The sequence below is a fragment of the Kitasatospora sp. MBT63 genome (genome assembly GCF_000710465.2).
Taxonomy (GTDB): Bacteria; Actinomycetota; Actinomycetes; order Streptomycetales; family Streptomycetaceae; genus Kitasatospora.
On sequence record NZ_JAIZ01000080.1, the window covers coordinates 1 to 15993 of the forward strand.

At 72.9% G+C, this 15993-nt stretch carries 13 protein-coding genes; 2 read left to right on the forward strand and 11 right to left on the reverse strand.

Annotated elements, in window-relative coordinates; genetic code table 11:
- Nucleotides 1-194 precede the first annotated feature (194 nt).
- From AA75_RS49050 to AA75_RS47080, 5 genes are all read right to left on the reverse strand, one after another.
- Nucleotides 195-2042, reverse strand: a complete 1848-nt coding sequence (locus AA75_RS49050; protein ID WP_033818621.1) for a hypothetical protein — start codon at nt 2040-2042, stop codon at nt 195-197.
- 323 nt (nt 2043-2365) lie between these two features.
- Nucleotides 2366-3574: a HEPN-associated N-terminal domain-containing protein gene (locus tag AA75_RS05515; RefSeq protein WP_033818622.1), complete on the reverse strand. Its 1209-nt coding sequence runs from the start codon at nt 3572-3574 to the stop codon at nt 2366-2368.
- A 272-nt stretch (nt 3575-3846) separates the two neighbouring features.
- Nucleotides 3847-5415: a hypothetical protein gene (locus AA75_RS05520; RefSeq protein WP_033818623.1), complete on the reverse strand. Its 1569-nt coding sequence runs from the start codon at nt 5413-5415 to the stop codon at nt 3847-3849.
- A gap of 376 nt (nt 5416-5791) precedes the next feature.
- On the reverse strand, nt 5792-7594 hold the full coding sequence (locus AA75_RS05525) for a hypothetical protein (RefSeq protein WP_033818624.1): 1803 nt from the start codon (nt 7592-7594) through the stop codon (nt 5792-5794).
- A gap of 726 nt (nt 7595-8320) precedes the next feature.
- Nucleotides 8321-8608 carry a hypothetical protein gene (locus AA75_RS47080; protein ID WP_149037960.1) on the reverse strand — a complete coding sequence of 96 codons (288 nt, stop codon included), beginning with the start codon at nt 8606-8608 and terminating at the stop codon, nt 8321-8323.
- A 342-nt stretch (nt 8609-8950) separates the two neighbouring features.
- On the opposite strand from AA75_RS47080, the gene AA75_RS05535 reads away from it, so the two are divergent.
- Nucleotides 8951-9403: a hypothetical protein gene (locus AA75_RS05535; protein WP_149037961.1), complete on the forward strand. Its 453-nt coding sequence runs from the start codon at nt 8951-8953 to the stop codon at nt 9401-9403.
- Between the two features lie 97 nt (nt 9404-9500).
- Here AA75_RS05535 and AA75_RS05540 read toward each other — a convergent pair whose 3' ends face one another.
- From AA75_RS05540 to AA75_RS05555, 4 genes are all read right to left on the reverse strand, one after another.
- Nucleotides 9501-9875: a hypothetical protein gene (locus AA75_RS05540; RefSeq protein WP_051811888.1), complete on the reverse strand. Its 375-nt coding sequence runs from the start codon at nt 9873-9875 to the stop codon at nt 9501-9503.
- 166 nt (nt 9876-10041) lie between these two features.
- A complete protein-coding gene (locus tag AA75_RS05545; protein WP_033818627.1) occupies nt 10042-10785 on the reverse strand; it encodes a hypothetical protein in 744 nt (247 codons plus the stop codon).
- Nucleotides 10786-10844: 59 nt separating this feature from the next.
- On the reverse strand, nt 10845-11297 hold the full coding sequence (locus AA75_RS05550; RefSeq protein ID WP_033818628.1) for a hypothetical protein: 453 nt from the start codon (nt 11295-11297) through the stop codon (nt 10845-10847).
- A gap of 117 nt (nt 11298-11414) precedes the next feature.
- The gene (locus AA75_RS05555) at nt 11415-12239 is read right to left on the reverse strand and encodes a hypothetical protein (RefSeq protein ID WP_051811889.1); all 825 of its coding nucleotides are present in this window, start codon (nt 12237-12239) and stop codon (nt 11415-11417) included.
- Between the two features lie 257 nt (nt 12240-12496).
- Here AA75_RS05555 and AA75_RS05560 point away from each other — a divergent pair, with 257 nt between their 5' ends.
- Nucleotides 12497-13960: a serine/threonine-protein kinase gene (locus AA75_RS05560; RefSeq protein WP_051811890.1), complete on the forward strand. Its 1464-nt coding sequence runs from the start codon at nt 12497-12499 to the stop codon at nt 13958-13960.
- Between the two features lie 76 nt (nt 13961-14036).
- Here AA75_RS05560 and AA75_RS05565 read toward each other — a convergent pair whose 3' ends face one another.
- Nucleotides 14037-15059, reverse strand: a complete 1023-nt coding sequence (locus AA75_RS05565; protein ID WP_033818629.1) for a hypothetical protein — start codon at nt 15057-15059, stop codon at nt 14037-14039.
- Nucleotides 15060-15401: 342 nt separating this feature from the next.
- Nucleotides 15402-15641, reverse strand: coding sequence for a hypothetical protein (locus AA75_RS05570; protein ID WP_033818630.1), 240 nt, complete (start codon nt 15639-15641; stop codon nt 15402-15404).
- Between the last annotated feature and the right edge of the window lie 352 nt (nt 15642-15993).

The window sequence follows — 15993 nt, forward strand, 5'->3', positions numbered from 1 at the left end:
GCCGCACCGTCTGCGGCCTGGACGGTGTGCGGTGGTCGTCCGGTACCCGCGGTACCTGGACGGGGGGCGGGATGGTTCACCCGTTCGGGCGACGCTTATCGTCGGCGCGACGATAAGAGTTAACGAGCGCCATGCATCCCCTGAGAGAACTGGACGGTGGTCGCTCACCGGTCACGCGTCTGAGTGCTGTCAGATTAGTGATCAAACACGAGAAGCCTCTGGCCACCGTCGTCGGTCAGTTTGAACCAGCAGCCCGTGTGGTCGCTGGTGCATGAGCGCTTCCAGAGTTCGAGGCCGAGCGCGAGGCTGCTGTCGGTGAGCAGGTCCAGTAGTGCGCCGTGCCCAGGGCCGTCGAGCAGGTTGACCCGCCAGTCGCAGCGTCGAGGCTTCTCACCGGGGTGTGAGGAGACCGTGATCGCGGATGACGCTCCGGCTCCGCAGACAGCTCGGATCATGCGCATGAGTCCGCTGCCGATGTAGTGCTCGCACGCGGGGTGGCTGGCGGCGCTATAGAGGCCGACCTCCTCCTCCGTCCATGGGGTGAGGTCGGCAAGGCTCGTGCCGCGCCTGAGTCCGGTCGCGGCTTCCATCCACTGCGAAGGCTCGATCCCGTGGAGGATGACGCGTGCAGTGGCGGATCCAGGTGCATCCCGGATCAGGTGCACTCCGTCTGGGTGCTGCTCGTGACGCAGACCCGGGATCCCCGAGGCTGGTGTGCGACCGCTGGAGCCGACCGGGAGGAGGGCGGCCCAGTGCTGAGCGGTGTGCAGGGCTGGCTCGAGGTCGATGGTGATCTGGTCGCTCATGGGGTGGAGCGCTCGGACTCCCAGTGCGCGGGGTGCGAACGCTCGAAGAGCGCTCATGGTCTGGAGGACCTCGCTCTCGAGTCGCTCCTGCTCAGCGGTGGCGATGGGGAATGCGCTCCTGGCGTCGGGCGTGAGCGCTCGTGCGGCATCGGCGAGGGTTTCGCCGGTACAGCTGGCGCGCCGGGCGGCCAGGCTCGGCCTCCTTCGCTGCGCGGGTGGGGGAGCGGGCATGGTTCTCCGGAGCCAGCCGCGTGGTGCTCCAGCGAGGGCGAGTTCGCGTCGGGCCTCAGCCGCGGAGCCGGCCTCTGCTCCGATGTCGGCGGACGAGGACATGAAGCGCAGCAGGAGCCGGCCGGGGAGTCCGTCTCGATGGGTGAGGGCGACGTGGCAGGTCCGCTCCCAGGTGTGGTCGTGGGTGTAGGGGCGGTCAGGGCGACGGAGCCGGCAGTCGCAGTGGTTCTCGTCGATCACGAGCGGCATGCCCCAGGCCGGGTCGGTGAGCCGGCGGACGAGCTGGTCGTGCGCGGGGAGCGCTGGGTGGAGGTGGCGGAGCACGACCATCAGGCTGTTGTGACGGTCCCCGTAGTAGGTGTCGTACGCGGTGGAGACGCGGGAGAACAGGCCGATCCGCCGTAGGACGCCGGCGCTCAGCCAGGGCCAGGGCTCGCTCGGGTATGAGCGCTCAGCCGCGGTGAGGGTCGGTTCGTCCCAGAGAGGGACGCGCCCGGCGGCGGTGAGCTTGGCTGTCCGAGCCTGGAGTTGAGCGCTCCAGGCCACTTCGGAGGGCCCGGTCAGGACGAGGTGAGCGCTCGGGTCGCTCGCGTGCGTGAGGTGGAGACCGACTCGGTCGATGCCGCGCAGGCGGATGCCAGGGGCGCCGCCAGGCCCCTCATCGGGGCGAGCGGTCGGATGGGTGTAGGGGAGAAGGTGCTCGATGGCGCGCTCGGCCGTGTCGACGCGCTCGTCGAATGCGCGCGCCGCCGGGTCCAGGCGCACCTCCGTGCGGTCGCCCAGGACACGCGTGTAGGTGATCGCGAACGGATGCGCGGCGTAGACGCTGCCGCCGCGGTAGTGCAGCAGGACCTGGTGCTCGAGTTCCTGCTGCGCGGGGGAGGTAGTCCGGAGGGCGTTCGGTGCGGGCAGTCGGGTGCTCGCGGCGTGCTTGAGGTTGGAGAGGGAGTCGCCGGTGTACATGCGGTAGAGGGCGGCTTTGCGGCTGGGCTGCCTGGAGCTCACGGGGGTCCGTTCCTCGCGCGTTCCGCCGGCCTCGGGCGCGCGACGAGCGGGGAGGAGTTGGTCGCTACCTCGGCTGTGCGCTGGGTGTTGCCGGTGGGGTGCGGTGTTGCGGCTCTGTCCCCGCCAGCGTCCACTTGGCCGGCCGACGCCCGGAGAAGGGCCTCCCACCGAGGCCTTGGCCCAGGTTGGCGGGCGGTGGCGGCCAGGAGCAAGCGGGACGTGGGGAGTTCCCTCGATCAGGCGAATGTCAGCCATCGGGAGGGGCGCCGGCGGCGGCCTGCAGTACGGGGCTCCGTGCTGGTTGCCCGGGCCGGCCTGGGTGGTCAGCTGGTCTCCGCGGGCAGCACTGCCACGGAGTTGGGGACGAGTCCGAGGCGGGCGTGCTCGGAGGACCAGCCGTCGACCTGCTCGACACAGCAAGTGCTGTCCAAGTCGAGGACGACACAGCGCCGTCGGTTGAGGGAGGAGCCGTAGACGATGCCGTGCACCGGGCGGCCCGGATTGAAGGCCTTCATCAGGTACTCGGCGACGACCTGGGTGGGGATGTAGTCGATGTGGTCGTGCCCGGGACGCACCGGTGTGGCCATCTGGCGCACGAACTGGTGGAGGAAGGTCAGGGCACGGACCTGGTGGCCGTGCTCGGGGTCGAACATGGACGGGATCGGGGGGAGTTGGGTGAAGTCGACGACGGTGCAGGCGTGGGACAGCTCGAACGCGCCGACGGCGAGCCGCATCGGGGTGCCTTGGGTGACCTCCTGGACGGCCGTCGCCTGGTCGAAGGCTCCGTAGAACATCGGGATGCCGGCCGGACTCATCCGGTTGGGCTTCACGGCGTACTGCCGCGGTGCGGTGCCCAGGGCCTCGGCACCCCAGCTCGAAGCTGCCTCCAGGTCCTGGTCGGTCACCGGGCGGGCTCGCCACAGCGTGGTGCCGGCCGGTAGGTCCCGCACCAGGTCGAGGTCCAGCAGGTGGCGCCCGATCTGGTCGAGGATCCGCCCTGCGGGGATCTCTCCCCAGAGCGCCTCCTCCTCCTCGTCCTGCCCGTCGCGGCGCAGCCAGAAGACGTAGCGGGTCTTGTACTGGATCTGCTCGCAGAAGTTCGACCAGCTCGAGGCGAGTTGCTCGTTGTATCGCGGCAGTTGCCAGTTGATGTTGGTCCAGGTCTGCTCGCCGATCGCCTCGACCATGGGCTGGAGGAGGGCGTCGTTGGCGAAGACGTCGGAGTGGTCGTGGACGAGGTCCCAGGTGTCCCAGGTGGTGGCGCTGTGGTAGCCGCCCTCCGCGCTGTCGTAGGGGACGCCCTCGTTGTCCGCGTTGGCGTACTCGGTGTTGAGGCCGTTGACGAACGCCTCGGTGAGCACGTCCATGTCGGCCGCGGGCGTGCCCTTGCAGAAGTCGCAGGCGTTGTCCGCGCCGGCGGCGTCCGACACCACCTGCTTCAGGGCGGCTTCCGCGACGCACTCCGCGCAGACCCACCCGCCGCACGAGTACCAGCCCCGCTCGTCCGCCGTCTCCATCTGCCGCTTCGCCATGCCCACGGTGGGCAGCTTACGTGGGCGAACCGGTCATGCTCGCGCACCGGCGCCCCGGCCGGCTGGAGCCGATCGCTGGGCACCGTGCGGGACACCGGCCCGGCGGGGAGATGTTCGCCTGGATGACCACCGTCCCAACCGCCTTGTCCGCCTCGGATGCCGGGCGAGGAGATACCGGAGCTGGACGGATCGCACAGGCCTGGTCCGGCAGAGCGACGCTGCCAGACCAGGCCCTTCAGCGTGGTCCGAGCCACCAGGATGGGACGAGGGCGTCAGCGAGCCAGACCGGGCAGGCCGTCCCCGCCCGCCGCCGGGGTCAGGTACTCGGTGAGGGCCCGGGCCCGGTAGGCGCGCATACCCGGCAGCTTGCCGTCCCGCTCGTCCTGGTCCAGACGGGCCCACGCGGGCGGCACCAGATCGCCGGGGACCTCGTGGCGGTCCTCCAGTCCGTCGATCAACGCACGCACGGCATCGCGTTCCGGCCCCTCGGGGAGGGCCAGGCGCTGGGCGTTGAGAACGTCGAGGACGACGACCTGACCGGTGCGCAGGAAGTCCTCGTACTGTTGGCCGCCCCGGCGGATCCGGTCGGCGGCCTGCTCGATAGTGAGGCGGCCGCCGCTGCGCCCGGCGAGGGAAGCGGCCAGGTGCTCGGCACGTCGGCGCCGGGACCGGTCGCTGCGCCGGGCGGTCTCCGTGTAGGGCTCGGCCGGGTACCGGTGCGACAGGCTCCGGCCCTCCTGGGTCCAGTCGTGCCTCCAGGCGTCGGGGTGGCGGGGGCGCCAGCTCTCCGCGTACGGGTAGCGGCCGCCGGCGCCGACCCGGAGCAGGGCGGCCGCGATGCCGGGGTCGCCGGCACCGGTGAACCAGGCGAAGGACTTCCACCGGCCGTTGTCCCACACCCTGAGCTCACCCTTCGGCGGGTACTTCAGGCCCGGCCTCCAGTCGGGCTCGGGGGTGGGCGGGCCGCTGGCTGGCCGGCCGGGCACCGGCGCGTCGGAGCGCAGGTGCGCGATCGTGGCCCGGTCGGGGGCGGCGTGCGTGACCAGACGCTGCACCGGCAGCACTTCGAGCGTGATGGCGTGCTCCCAGACCTCGGCCTGGACGTACCCGACGTCGGGCCGGCGCTTGGGGATCGTGTACTGGTGGTCGGTGTAGGCGTGGGCGAGTTCGGCGGCGTGCTCCAAGGCGGCGCACCAGGCCACGGTCTCCCAGCCCGGGGCCGAGCCCCCGTAGTCCTCGCCGAGGACGCCGTCGAGGACGCTGAAGACACGAACCTCGAACGGCAGCGCGACGGCGGGGCGCAGGGGGTCGGCATCGCCCAGGATCCGCCCGGGCTGCTCGACGCCCCATCCGTTGTGGACCCACCGCCAGCCCAGGCCCCTCTCGGGCCAGTGCACCAGCGGCCACAGCGCCGCGACCTCCACCTCGCCGTCGCGGGTGCGGTACGGCACCGGCACCCGGGTCCCCTTCTCCAAACCGTGGCTGTGGCTGGAGTCGATCTGCCGGACGAGGTAGCCGTCGACGCAGGCCTCGGCCACCCCCCACCGGTCGGGGTCGGTCATCGGCGGCCGGCCCTGGGTCGGCGGGCGGCTGCTGTCGCCCCGGGCGCTGGACTCGTTCCGCCACACGGTGCGCATCGGAGCCGTGCCGGCGCCGGTGACGAGGGCGGTGAGGGCGGCCACGACCGTCTCGTCCCAGTCGTGTGCCTCGGCGGACGGCGAAGTGCCGTGGGCTGCGGTGCTGGTTCGGGCCTTCAACTGCTCGACCGCTACCTGGTGGCCAGTGTTGCCCGCGGCGGCTCGCCGCCGCGCGGTCTGCTTGCGTCCGTGGTGCCTGACCATGTCGCTCCTGTTCGTCGGCGCGCTGGTCCCGTGATCCGCTGCGCGCCGGATTCAGGCACGACGAGTCGGTGGTGCTTGCGGTGGTCGATGCACAGGCGCACCCTCAGGCCTCTTCGCCCACCGGTCACGGGCCGGCGGCCGGGCCACGGCCGCCACCGGGCGGCCGAGCAGTAGCTCGGAACACCATAAAGGGGCGCAATACCTGACGTACAGCAAGATTCAGGCCAATTCTGCGGCCGCAGCGGCCGTATGGGCCCGTGCTGCCGCCGCCCGGGTGCCGGTCTGCGGAACGCGTGCTGGCGGCCGGCCCGGTGCGCGGTCAGGCTGCCGGCGCGGCGTCGCCGGCCGGGCGCTTCGGGCCGGCGACGCCTTCCGGTCATCGGCCTTCGGGGCCGCCCGCAGTACGCAGCGCTGTCTCGAGAGCCGCTGCCACCGTGGACATCGCCGCACCGCCCACGGCGTCCGGCCCGGTGGGCACCAGCCCGAGCAGTGGTGTGCGGGCGGCGGCCATCTCGGCCGCGACGGCCGACAGCCACTGCTCGGGCGGGGCGGCGGCCGAGAGCAGGACCAGGCCGGCGATAGCGATGGGCATGACGCCACCGGCGGGATGGACGAAGCGCTCACGCAGGACGGCCGCGGCTGCGGCAGGGGGCAGGGTCCGGGTGTGGGTGGCGACCTGGCGAGGCCCGAAATCCTCCAGCGGCTGCCAGGTCGAGGCGGCGCCCCACAGCTCCCCCCACAGCCGGCGGCCGGCTTCGGTGACACTGTCGACGAACGCTGCTGCCGACGGGCCGGACCGGTCGCGCCCTTGTGAGCGGTAGTGGCGGTCCAGCCAGGAGTGCACGCGGTGCTGCCCGCTCAGCCGGGTGTCGGCGACGCGCTCGACGAGCGGCAGGTCGTCGTCCTGTGCGATGACCAGGTGGGTGTCCACCCGCCCGTTCATGCGGTAGGGAGCACTTCCGTCGGTCGCCCGGCTGAACAGCAGGACGATGTCGAAGCCGGCCCGCGCGCGGGCGAACGCGGCGTCCAGGTCGTCACCTCGCGGGTGCGGTCCGCCGGCTGTCGCCAGTGCGGCGGCGGCCGGGGGAGCGGGCCAGTCGGGCACCGGCTCGCCCGCGAGCGGTGCGCGGGCGCAGTCGTCCACCACCAGGACCTTCAGGCCGCGCTCGACCAGGGCCCGCCCGAGGGCTGCGGCAACCGTCACGACGTCGGCGCGCTGCATGGGCAGCAGGCCGACCACGACGCCGGCGCAGGAGCCGGGCAGCCGGGCCGGCCGGGCAGCCGGCACGGCGCGGCCCCGGGCCAGGGTGTGCAGGGCGCGGGCGGTTGCGCGGAAGCCGGCGGCCAGCTCACCGTCGGGATCGTCGAGGACCACCTCGGGAACCGGGGTGCGGGTGGCGCGTACCAGTTCCTCCAGGTCCCCGAGGACCGGTGTGCCGGCGGCCTCCAGCTCGTAGCCGACCGCTGCCCGGAACTCGGCCGGGAGCGTGTCCAGGCCCCGGTACTTCGTCAGGATGAGCGCGGACGGGGGCTGCGGGCTCCACCCGAACAGGGACGCCCTCTCGTGCTGCATCAGCGCGATGGACTGCGCCGGGGTGAGCGGCGCCTCGACCTGGCAGGGCTTGCCGTCCTTGACGGTCATCATCAGCTGCGAGACGGGCAGGTGCTCCTGGTTGACCACGCCGACCAGCAGGTCCCGCCGCTCCAGCACGTCGTAGGGCACGGTGTGGGAGCGGGCCAGGACGTAGTCGTACCGGCTCCGGGCCTCCTCCACCAGCGCTCGGACGGGATCCGGAGCGCCGGATGCGAATGGGCGGGTCGTGACGGTGACCTCGTGAAGGGCCCCGCGGCCGGAAACGGACCGCTCGGTGATCGCGGAGACCGGCGGGGCCTCTGGCTGGGGCCGGCGACGGGCCCCGCGGCCACCGAACAGGACGCCGGGCCGGACCGTGTGCACGGCCAGGACCCGCAGGCCGTCCAGGGCGAGCGCCGCGGCGAGATCGACGACGACGTCCGCCCCCTGACGGCCGTCGAACTGCACGACGCACCCCAGGTGCTGGCGCGCGGGCGAGGCGGCGCGACGCCGGTCACGCAACTGGAGCGCTTCGCTGTAGGGAAAGTCGGGGCGCATCAGCTCCCGGGCACGCTGCTTGCGGGAGTCGGAGCCGTTCCTCGTCATGGCACATGTCGCCTTCTGGACGGGGTACCCACGCTTCCCGCCCGGTCGGTGTCCACGGCGGTCGATCAACGTGCTGCGGGCGGGCCCATTTTCCGGCTGTGCCGGTGGGGCCTCGGCCGCTCGTGTCACCTCGGCGGCGTGGGCATGAGGTGACAGGTGACAGCGACCATGGCGTGCGCTTCCTGCCTGAGGGGACTGTAGCGGCCGTGAGCGGCTGCGGGGGCGGCACGCGGACGCGGATCACCCGATCGGGGGCGCCGGTGGGCGCGGGTGCCGCCGGCACAAGCCGCTGCTCCGAAGCTCGGGCGCGAGGGTCAGCGGGGCGATGCGGGAGACGACGGGTTGGTGGCCCCGTGGATCAGCAGGCCGGTGGTGGCCAGCCAGGCCCGTCCTCCAGGCTCGGGAACAGCACGCTGCCTGCCTCGACCGGGTGCGCCGATGGGGCGGCGGCCGCAAGCCAGAGCTCGACCACCCGGCCGCCGGTCGCCCAGCGGTGAAGGCCACCTGCCGTGCCGCCCAGTGGCCTTCCCGTCGGGGCCCGCGACGAGCGGTATGCGGCCGGGCCGACCGGGCCGGCGTGGTCGCAGATGCGCTGCGGACCCTCGCGGACACCCCCGCCTCGGACAGCGCGTGCGAGGCCACCGGACCTGCCGAACGACAACACGGACCAGGACCAGTCCTCCTGATCCGGACAGCTCCTGAGCAGCCATCACTGACAGGTGACGTTCAGCCGGAAGCGTCGTCCCCGGCCGCGCCGGGCGCACTGATGTACTCGATGCCGGTCACCGCAGCCATCCGAAGGGCCAGCGAGTGGGCAGCTGCCTGCGGGTGCTGCGCGATCCAGGCGCAGACCGCGGCCGGCAGGCCGTCGGGGTTGCCGTCCAGAGTCGCGTGGCAGACGGTGTGGCCCTCGTCGTAGCGCCCGTTCGCGTCGACGCCGAGCAGCTCACGCCGCCGCTGGGGATTCCTGATCGTCCCCGGCCGCCCGATGCAGGTGGTGCACTGATCGGCCATGACCCGGACCTCACCGGTCTCGGGATTGCGGACCGACGGGGCCGCGGGACCGGCCGGCGGCTCCGCTGTGCGGGTTGCCGCCGGCCGGGGCCGGTGGTTGGCCGGATCGGCTGCGAACTCCCGGAGCGAGACGAGGTCGCCGCCGGACGAGGCCGTTGCGTCGTGCGTGGTCGTGTGCCGCGGCACGTGGTCCTCCGAGGTTCCGAGCTGCCTGGTCGATGGTCGCCAGTCCAGCACGTTGGTCCGGCGAGGGGGTAGCCAATTTGCACTTCGTGACAGGTGCCCTTGACCGATCCGCAGGCCACGGCATCGACAGACGGCGAACCGGCTACCGTCCCCATCGTGCCTACTCTCACTCCTCCGCAGACGGCCACCCTCCACGCTCGGCTCACCGACGCGGCCGTCGATCCTCGCCAGCGCCGTGCCGTCTCCCACGTGGCCGCGATGACCGCCGCCGGGCCGGACGCCGGCAACAGCGTGGCGACGGAGCACGTTCTCGCTCTGATCCGCCAGGAGCGCAACCGCGAGCCCCTGCGTGGTGCCATCGAGGTCGCCTCCAAGGCTCTGCTGCACAACGCTCTGCCCAGCGGCGACGTCGTCGCGGTGGGCGATCGGCAGGACGACGCCCTCGCCGTGCTCGCCCGGCGCGTTCTACGGCTCCATCTGACCGGCGAGGGCACCACCGCCTGGATCCTGCTGCAGCAGTACGACGTTCCGCGGCACGCCGCGATCCTCGCTCTGCTCACCAGTTGGCTCAACCTCCAGCTGGCCGGGGTCGACCCGATGAGCCTGTAAGCGGGCCCGGGTCAACACGGCATCCGAGACCAGCGATCCCGTACGAGCGAGCGCACCGGTCAAGATCGCCTGTCGGAGGAGTGCGCGCGAACGTCGGTCAGCTGTCGTCCGTGGGCAGCAGCACCACGACGGTCACCGGCCGGGGCTTCCACGTGCGGGCACGCGGGTCCCAGTCGGCCTCCGCGTAGAGGCGGTTGAGGTCGGGCCACGCGCCAGGAGTACCGGGGGCGCAGCGGGGCCAGCCGGGTTCGGCGAGCGCGAACCAGCCCAGTTCCTCGCAAGCGGCGAAGCGCGGGTCGGTGCCTGTCCACCGGTCGACGCCCATGCGGTGGCCGCCGTCGCACGAGATGCGCTGGACACCGCACCCCAGGCACATGGCCTGGTCGCAGCGGGCGTCATGGGCCTCGCCGACGGCGGTCCCGCAGTCGGGGCATTCGGGGAGATGCTTCCGCCAGGGTTCAAGGGTGTTCATCGGACAACTCCCAGGGGCAGCAACGTTGCCGGGTCGTATCGGGGGCGGGGGTGTGGTCCGCGTCCGGGCCGCCGTGGGGCGGTGCTTCCCACCGGCTCGGGCCCACTGGACGGCAGGGCTCCGGGCCGCACCCGGGCTGTGTGTGGTTCGGGTGCGGCCGGGCCGGTCAGGCGCCGGTGGCGGATGCGCTGTCCTCCTCGTCCAGCAACCCCGTGAGGGTGTTCAGCCAGTCGGTCTGCGCATCGGTCAGGGCCTTGCCGGGGTCGGGGAGGGAGGCGAACAGCTCCACGCCGGAGCGGATCACACCGATGACGCCCAGCTCGCCGAGCAGGTACAGCGGGCCGTCGAGGGAGCCCTCGTAGTCGGCGTACAGGGCCGCGAGGGCCTCCAACTGCTCGACCTGGGTGCTGCTCAGCTGGTCGTGGGGGTCGCCGTGGGCGCCGTACAGGTCGACTGCCGCGCGGGTGGTCATGAGGATGGCGTGGGTGCTGAGGTGGTGGATCATCCGGTCGAGCAGACCGTTGGTGGCCACCGGGGCGGGCAGGCGCAGTTCCGAGGTGCCCTCCTCGTCGTGGTTCGTCCATCCGGCGTCGGTGAGTTCGTCCGTGTCCGTGCCGAGGGCCAGGACGTCGGCCAGGCGGGATTCGATCTGGTCGGCGATGTGCTGGTCGAGGCTGAACCACCACAATGGCGTCCGGTCGGCCGCGCGGTAGCCGCACAGCTGGCCGGTGTCGGTGTCGACGATCAGGACCGCGACGGTCGGTTCCTCCTGGCGGATCAGGTGGGCCGCGAAGGCGGCGGCGTTGTGCAGCGCGGCCCGGCGGGTGGACTTGGCGGCCTGGAGTGCCTGGTCGAACTGGGTGGCCAGGGCGGCCGTGAGGGGGCTCGGGGTCGCGGTGGTGTGGTTCATCGGTTCTCCGTGAGGGGTCTGGGCGTGGTGGGAGAGCGCCGGTCGGGGGCGGGACGGGTTCAGGCGGGGGCGCCGTGGGCGAACCCGGAGGGCTGAGCGGGGTCGGGCCAGGCCGGTGTGATGCCGATGCTGTGCAGGAGCCCGGCTGTGTTCGGCGACGGCGGGGCCGGGAGCAGGAGGACCGTGGCGGGGAGCGGGTCGAAGCGCGACCGCACGTCGAGGAGTTCGCCGATCGTGTAGTGGAGGACGGCGGGGTGGGCGGTGCCGGCCCGCGCGGCGACGAGGGTTGCGGTCGTGGTGTCCAGGGCGTCGACGAAATCGACTGTTCCGTCGGGGGAGTCGATGCGGTACCGCTCCACGGTGTGGCCGGACGCGCGAAGGTCGGCGACGTAGGCCCTCAGGAGGTCGGCTTCGGCGGCTTCGGCGGTGGTGAGCGGACGGTCGGGCTCGCCGGGGTGTGGCCGCCAGCGGCTGTCGGGGGCGAGGCGTACAGGTTCCGGGGCCTGGTGCATGAAAGATCCGTTCGAGGCAGACTCCGTGGTCCGGTGGTGGTCGGCCCGCTGGGCGGGCGTGGCGGTGAGGGTGAGGGCTGGGCGTGGAGGTGCGCCGGGTTCAGCGTTCGGGACGGGTCACCGGGCATCGCCCGGCGGGAACAGGGCCAGCTCGCCCGGGGCGGTCTCGGCGGCGGTGGGTGAGGGGCCGCGGGGGATGCCGAACGTCGTGAGGACGATCTCCGTCCGGGGGGCGGCTCCCCTCCACTCGTGCTGGTACGAGGAGGTGTCCAGTCCGCAGTTGGTGTCCAGGCGGATCCCGGTCGCGGCGGTGAAGCGCTCGTACTCCGGATCGTCGACGGTCGTGAGGCCCCCGCTGCGGCTGGCCCGGAACGGGGCGCTCTCCTGCGGGACGAGGAAGACGCCGTGGGCCGCGAGCTGCGAGGCGATGGCGATCACGTGGTACTCGAAGCGGCGTCCTCGGTAGGCCGGGCTGTCGCCGGTGCGGGGCGTCGCGCCGTACGGGGGGTTGGAGACGGCGGTGTCGAAGCGGCCGAGTCCGTCCGGCAGGTCGCGGCCGAGTCCGTCCGGCAGGTCGAAGATGTCGGCCTGGATCCAGGTCGCGTCCGGCACCACCCTGCGCCCGACCTCGACGTAGAGCGGGTTGCGCTCCACGCAGACGATCTCGCGGCCGCGCGGGCCGTAGGTGAGGCAGGCTGACGCCAGCGCCCCGATCCCGGCGCACAGGTCGACGATCCGGTGGCCGGTCACCTCGACCGCCATGTCGACGGCGAGGCCGGGAGGCGTGAAGAAGGCGCCGTCGAGCGTGTTCCTGCTGGTCGCGGACTCCTGCCAGTTGTCGAGGACGAACAGCCGCTCGTCGGGGGTCAGGTCACGGTCGAGTGCGAGCAGCTCGCACGCCTCGGCGTGGAGCGTCGCCTGCTGGCGGGTCAGCTTGGCCATCACGGTCCTTCTCGTAGCCGGACGCGGCTGCGCGGCCAGGGATTTCGGGGGAGAGGTACACTCTCAGACACTTAATAAGTTACAGCACTAATGCTTCTTGTGCAACTTAAGTCGGGGGTGGCCGGTCGGCCCGTCGGCGTCGTGATCAGCTGGCATGCGCACGATCCGGCGGGAGGCCGGTACTGTGCCCGCACCGGCGGCCGATCGCCGGCGCGGACCGCAGGTCCGCCGGACCCGGACTACGAGGCGGAAGAGCGATGCTGCTCGACGGGCGGTACCACCTGGAGGCTCTGATCGGAGCCGGAGGGATGGGTGCCGTGTGGCGGGGCACGGACACGCGCATCGGCCGCCCGGTCGCGGTCAAGGTCCTCGACCTCACCGGGGCGACCGGCACTGCGGTCCAGCGCCTGTTCGCCGAGGCCAACGCCGCCGGCACCCTCGCCAGCCGCCACATCGTCACCGTCCACGACCTCGGCCGGGCCGACCTCGACGGCCGCCCCGTCGCCTACCTCGTCATGGAGCTCCTCGGCGGCCAGAGCCTGGATCGCCTGACCGCGGACCGCCTGCCGGAGGTCGCCGACGTGATCGCCTGGGCGGCGCAGATCTGCGACGCCCTGGCCGTCGCCCACCGCTCGGGGATCGTGCACCGCGACATCAAGCCCGCCAACGTCATGCTCACTCCCGACGGGATCAAGGTCGTCGACTTCGGCATCGCCCGCCACCGCGGTGCCCGGCACCCGGCCCTGACCACCACGGGCAACGTGATCGGGACGCCGGCCTTCATGGCCCCCGAGCAGGCCAGCGCCGACCCGGAGATCGGCGCTCCCGCCGACCTCTATGCCCTGGGCTGCCTCCTCTACACCCTCCTGACCGGCCGACCCCCCTTCACCGGGGACGCCATCGCGGTACTGCACCAGCACATGACGTCCACCCCCGCCGCCCCCAGCACCCTGCGCGCCGGCATCCCCGCCGACCTCGAGGACCTCGTCCTGCACCTGCTGGCCAAGGACCCGGCGCAGCGTCCCGCGAGCGCCCAGGCGGTCGCCGCCCGGCTGCGCGGCCTCCGCGACGTTCCCACGACCCCGCTGGCAAGGGCCGCCGGCCGGGCCGTTCGGCAGCCGACCCTTCCGGCCACCCGCCGCGCCCCGGCTCCCGGCCGCACCATCTCCCCGGCCGCACCCGCCCGGCAGGTGGCGCTCCGCGGCCCGGTGCTGGCGTCGGCCGGCACCGCCGCGGCCGGGGTCCTTGCCCAACTCACCGCCCTGAGCGGCCTGGCGACGCCGTGGCCGCTCGTCATCGCCGCCGCCCTGTTCCTGATCCTCGCCGGCGTCCTCGCGCTCTTCGCCCGCCCCTCCGCCGACGCCGACCCGCACGAGGCGTCGTCGCTCGGTGTCCTCCTCATCCTGCCGATCGGCGTTCTCGCCTGCCTACTGCTGCTGTGGCTGTCGCCCATGCCGTGGTGGGGCGTCCTCATCCTCAGCTGGGTCCTGTGCCCAAGTCTCGTCCTGGTCCACGGCGCTCTCGCCCGAGCGGTGGCCGGCGAGCGGCCGGCCGTCCTGGGCGATCTCGCGTCCTGCGGCGGCCTCGTCAACGGCGCCGTCCTGGTCCTGCTCCTGTCCACCGGTACGGGCTGGCCCTGGACGGGCACCCTGCTGGCCGGAGCCTGCCTGTGGGCTGCCACCGCCGCGGCCCTCGGACGCCTCTTCCCCCACCGCCGGTAGCCGCCGCAGACCCGCTGCCCCGGGCGGCTCGAGGTTTCTGACCGGGCGGCCCGCCATCAGGTGGCGGGCCGCCCGGTCAGGGCCTGAAGGACGTCGCGGCTGCTGCCAAGACGTGGGTCAGGCTCGGGCCGTCGGTGGCCACCTGGGTGATCGAGAACTCGGTGTCGAGGCTGTCGGCCGGATCGGTGCCGGTCAGCGCGACGCGCCCGTCGGCGGCGACGGCGGCCAGGAGCTCGCGGTGCTGATCGGACTGCAGGACCACCGCGAGTTCGGTGTGCACCGGCTCGAGCCAGGTGACTTCGAGCCGGATCAGGTCGGCCAGCGCGCGCCAGCGGGTGACGGTGTCGGCACCGTCGGCGGGGTTGTCCGTCCGCATGACGCGCATGAGGTCCTCGACGTCGTCTCGCGCGCTGAGGTCCAGGACGAGCAGTGGCGCCCGGCCCGGCGCCGCGGCGACGGACCGGCGTAGGGGGACGGCTTCGGTGAGGAACCGGCGGAGCTCGTCGCGCGCGTACACGGCGTCCTCGACGCTGCGCCGCTCCTCTTCGGTCAGGGCGAACGCGAGGTCTCCCGGCAGCACCCGCTCCCCGAGCGGCGCCGCCGCCAGCCGAGCCAGGCACTCGGCCAGGAGCACCTGCGCCCGCGGATCGCCCGGCACCGTGTCGGCGGCCTGCACCAGCGCATGGCCGGCGAGCAGCAGCAGGGTCAGCGCCAGGCCCGGCGTGTCCGCAGCCAGGCGCAGCGTGGGGTTGAGGTTGGCGCGGCGGGCGCGCAGAAAGCGCAGCAGCGACGGCATGGCGGGGGTGAACGGCTCGAAGGCCGGCATGTTGTACAGGTCGGTGAACAGCAGGTCGCTGCTGGATCCGCGGCGGGCGGTGAGCAGGTCGAGGGCTTCCAGGGCCGCCTCCTCGGCATAGACCTCGGCCTGCCAGCAGCGGAGGGTGGCGGGAGCGGCGGTCGGCGTGCTGCCGGCGGTGTAGGCCCGCAGCACGTCCTCGCACGCCTCGATGACCGGGGAGGGGAGGTCACTGTAGAGCTTGGAGACGGCGCGGGCCGGCTTGGGACGGCCCTCTCGGCGACGGCGGCTGGCCTTCCCCATCGGGACGCTCCCACTTCCTGACGATGTGCGGCGGCATGTCGGCGTGAACCACGCCGGGTCCTTGCCTGCGGCAGGCTACCCACAACCCGGTGATGGACGCACGGGGTCTTGACGATCTGTCGCCGTGCGCTGCGGAGTGCACGCCGCTCGCCGGACACCACTTCCGGCCGCTTTCAACCTGCTTGGCGCACAGTGGTGTTGACGGCCTTGCCCGGCGTCGCGCGCGGACCGGTCCGACGGATCCAGCGGCACGGAATTCACCCGATCGGGTGGCCGGATCGGCGGTTGTCGATCCGGGCGGTGGCCTCGCGCGACCTGGCGCCCGCCCGGGAAGGAGCGGGCCTAACGCCGGTGGCCGCCCTGGCGGTGCTCGATGCCCGTTCCCGCGGCCGCCGGCGGGCGATGGGCGAAGCGCAGGTAGGCGACTTCGTCCGGGTGGCCGCCCAGCCTCGTGCGGCGCCAGGCGACGTCGAAGGAGATCCCCGTCCGGCCGCCGCGCCACAGCCACAGCGCCCGGGCGCTCGTGCCGGGGGCGAGGAGGAGCCGGCGAAGGGCCAGGGACCCGCCCTGGGTGGTCGACACCGTACACCTCCGAGTGAGCGCTGCTGTGCTGTGCGGCCGGCGCAGTCGTCCAGTTGTCCGTTGCACGGCAGGACGGCGCGACCGGGCGCAGCCGTGACGTGGCTCACAGTAGCGGGTCATGTACGCGACGCATGCGAACGCGGGCGGTGCTGCATGGCGATTCGGCCACGTGGCGCCGACCGAGGCGGATCACGGTCGAGCGCCGGCCGTGCTGCCGTACGGCTCGACCACCGCGGGAGGGCCGGCGCCCCCAGGGCTGGATGGCGGGCGGGAAACAGCAAGGGCCCGGCATCTGCCGGGCCCTCACATCTTGTAGCGGGGACAGGATTTGAACCTGCGACCTCTGGGTTAT

What these genes read in the sequence shown, in the direction of transcription:
- AA75_RS05515 (WP_033818622.1), bottom strand. Translation starts at nt 3,574, where the DNA reads ATGGCGAAGCGGCAGATGGAGACGGCGGACGAGCGGGGCTGGTACTCG.
- AA75_RS05520 (WP_033818623.1), bottom strand. Translation starts at nt 5,415, where the DNA reads ATGGTCAGGCACCACGGACGCAAGCAGACCGCGCGGCGGCGAGCCGCC.
- AA75_RS05525 (WP_033818624.1), bottom strand. Translation starts at nt 7,594, where the DNA reads ATGACGAGGAACGGCTCCGACTCCCGCAAGCAGCGTGCCCGGGAGCTG.
- AA75_RS47080 (WP_149037960.1), bottom strand. Translation starts at nt 8,608, where the DNA reads ATGGCCGATCAGTGCACCACCTGCATCGGGCGGCCGGGGACGATCAGG.
- AA75_RS05540 (WP_051811888.1), bottom strand. Translation starts at nt 9,875, where the DNA reads ATGAACACCCTTGAACCCTGGCGGAAGCATCTCCCCGAATGCCCCGAC.
- AA75_RS05545 (WP_033818627.1), bottom strand. Translation starts at nt 10,785, where the DNA reads ATGAACCACACCACCGCGACCCCGAGCCCCCTCACGGCCGCCCTGGCC.
- AA75_RS05550 (WP_033818628.1), bottom strand. Translation starts at nt 11,297, where the DNA reads ATGCACCAGGCCCCGGAACCTGTACGCCTCGCCCCCGACAGCCGCTGG.
- AA75_RS05555 (WP_051811889.1), bottom strand. Translation starts at nt 12,239, where the DNA reads ATGGCCAAGCTGACCCGCCAGCAGGCGACGCTCCACGCCGAGGCGTGC.
- AA75_RS05560 (WP_051811890.1), top strand. Translation starts at nt 12,497, where the DNA reads ATGCTGCTCGACGGGCGGTACCACCTGGAGGCTCTGATCGGAGCCGGA.
- AA75_RS05565 (WP_033818629.1), bottom strand. Translation starts at nt 15,059, where the DNA reads ATGGGGAAGGCCAGCCGCCGTCGCCGAGAGGGCCGTCCCAAGCCGGCC.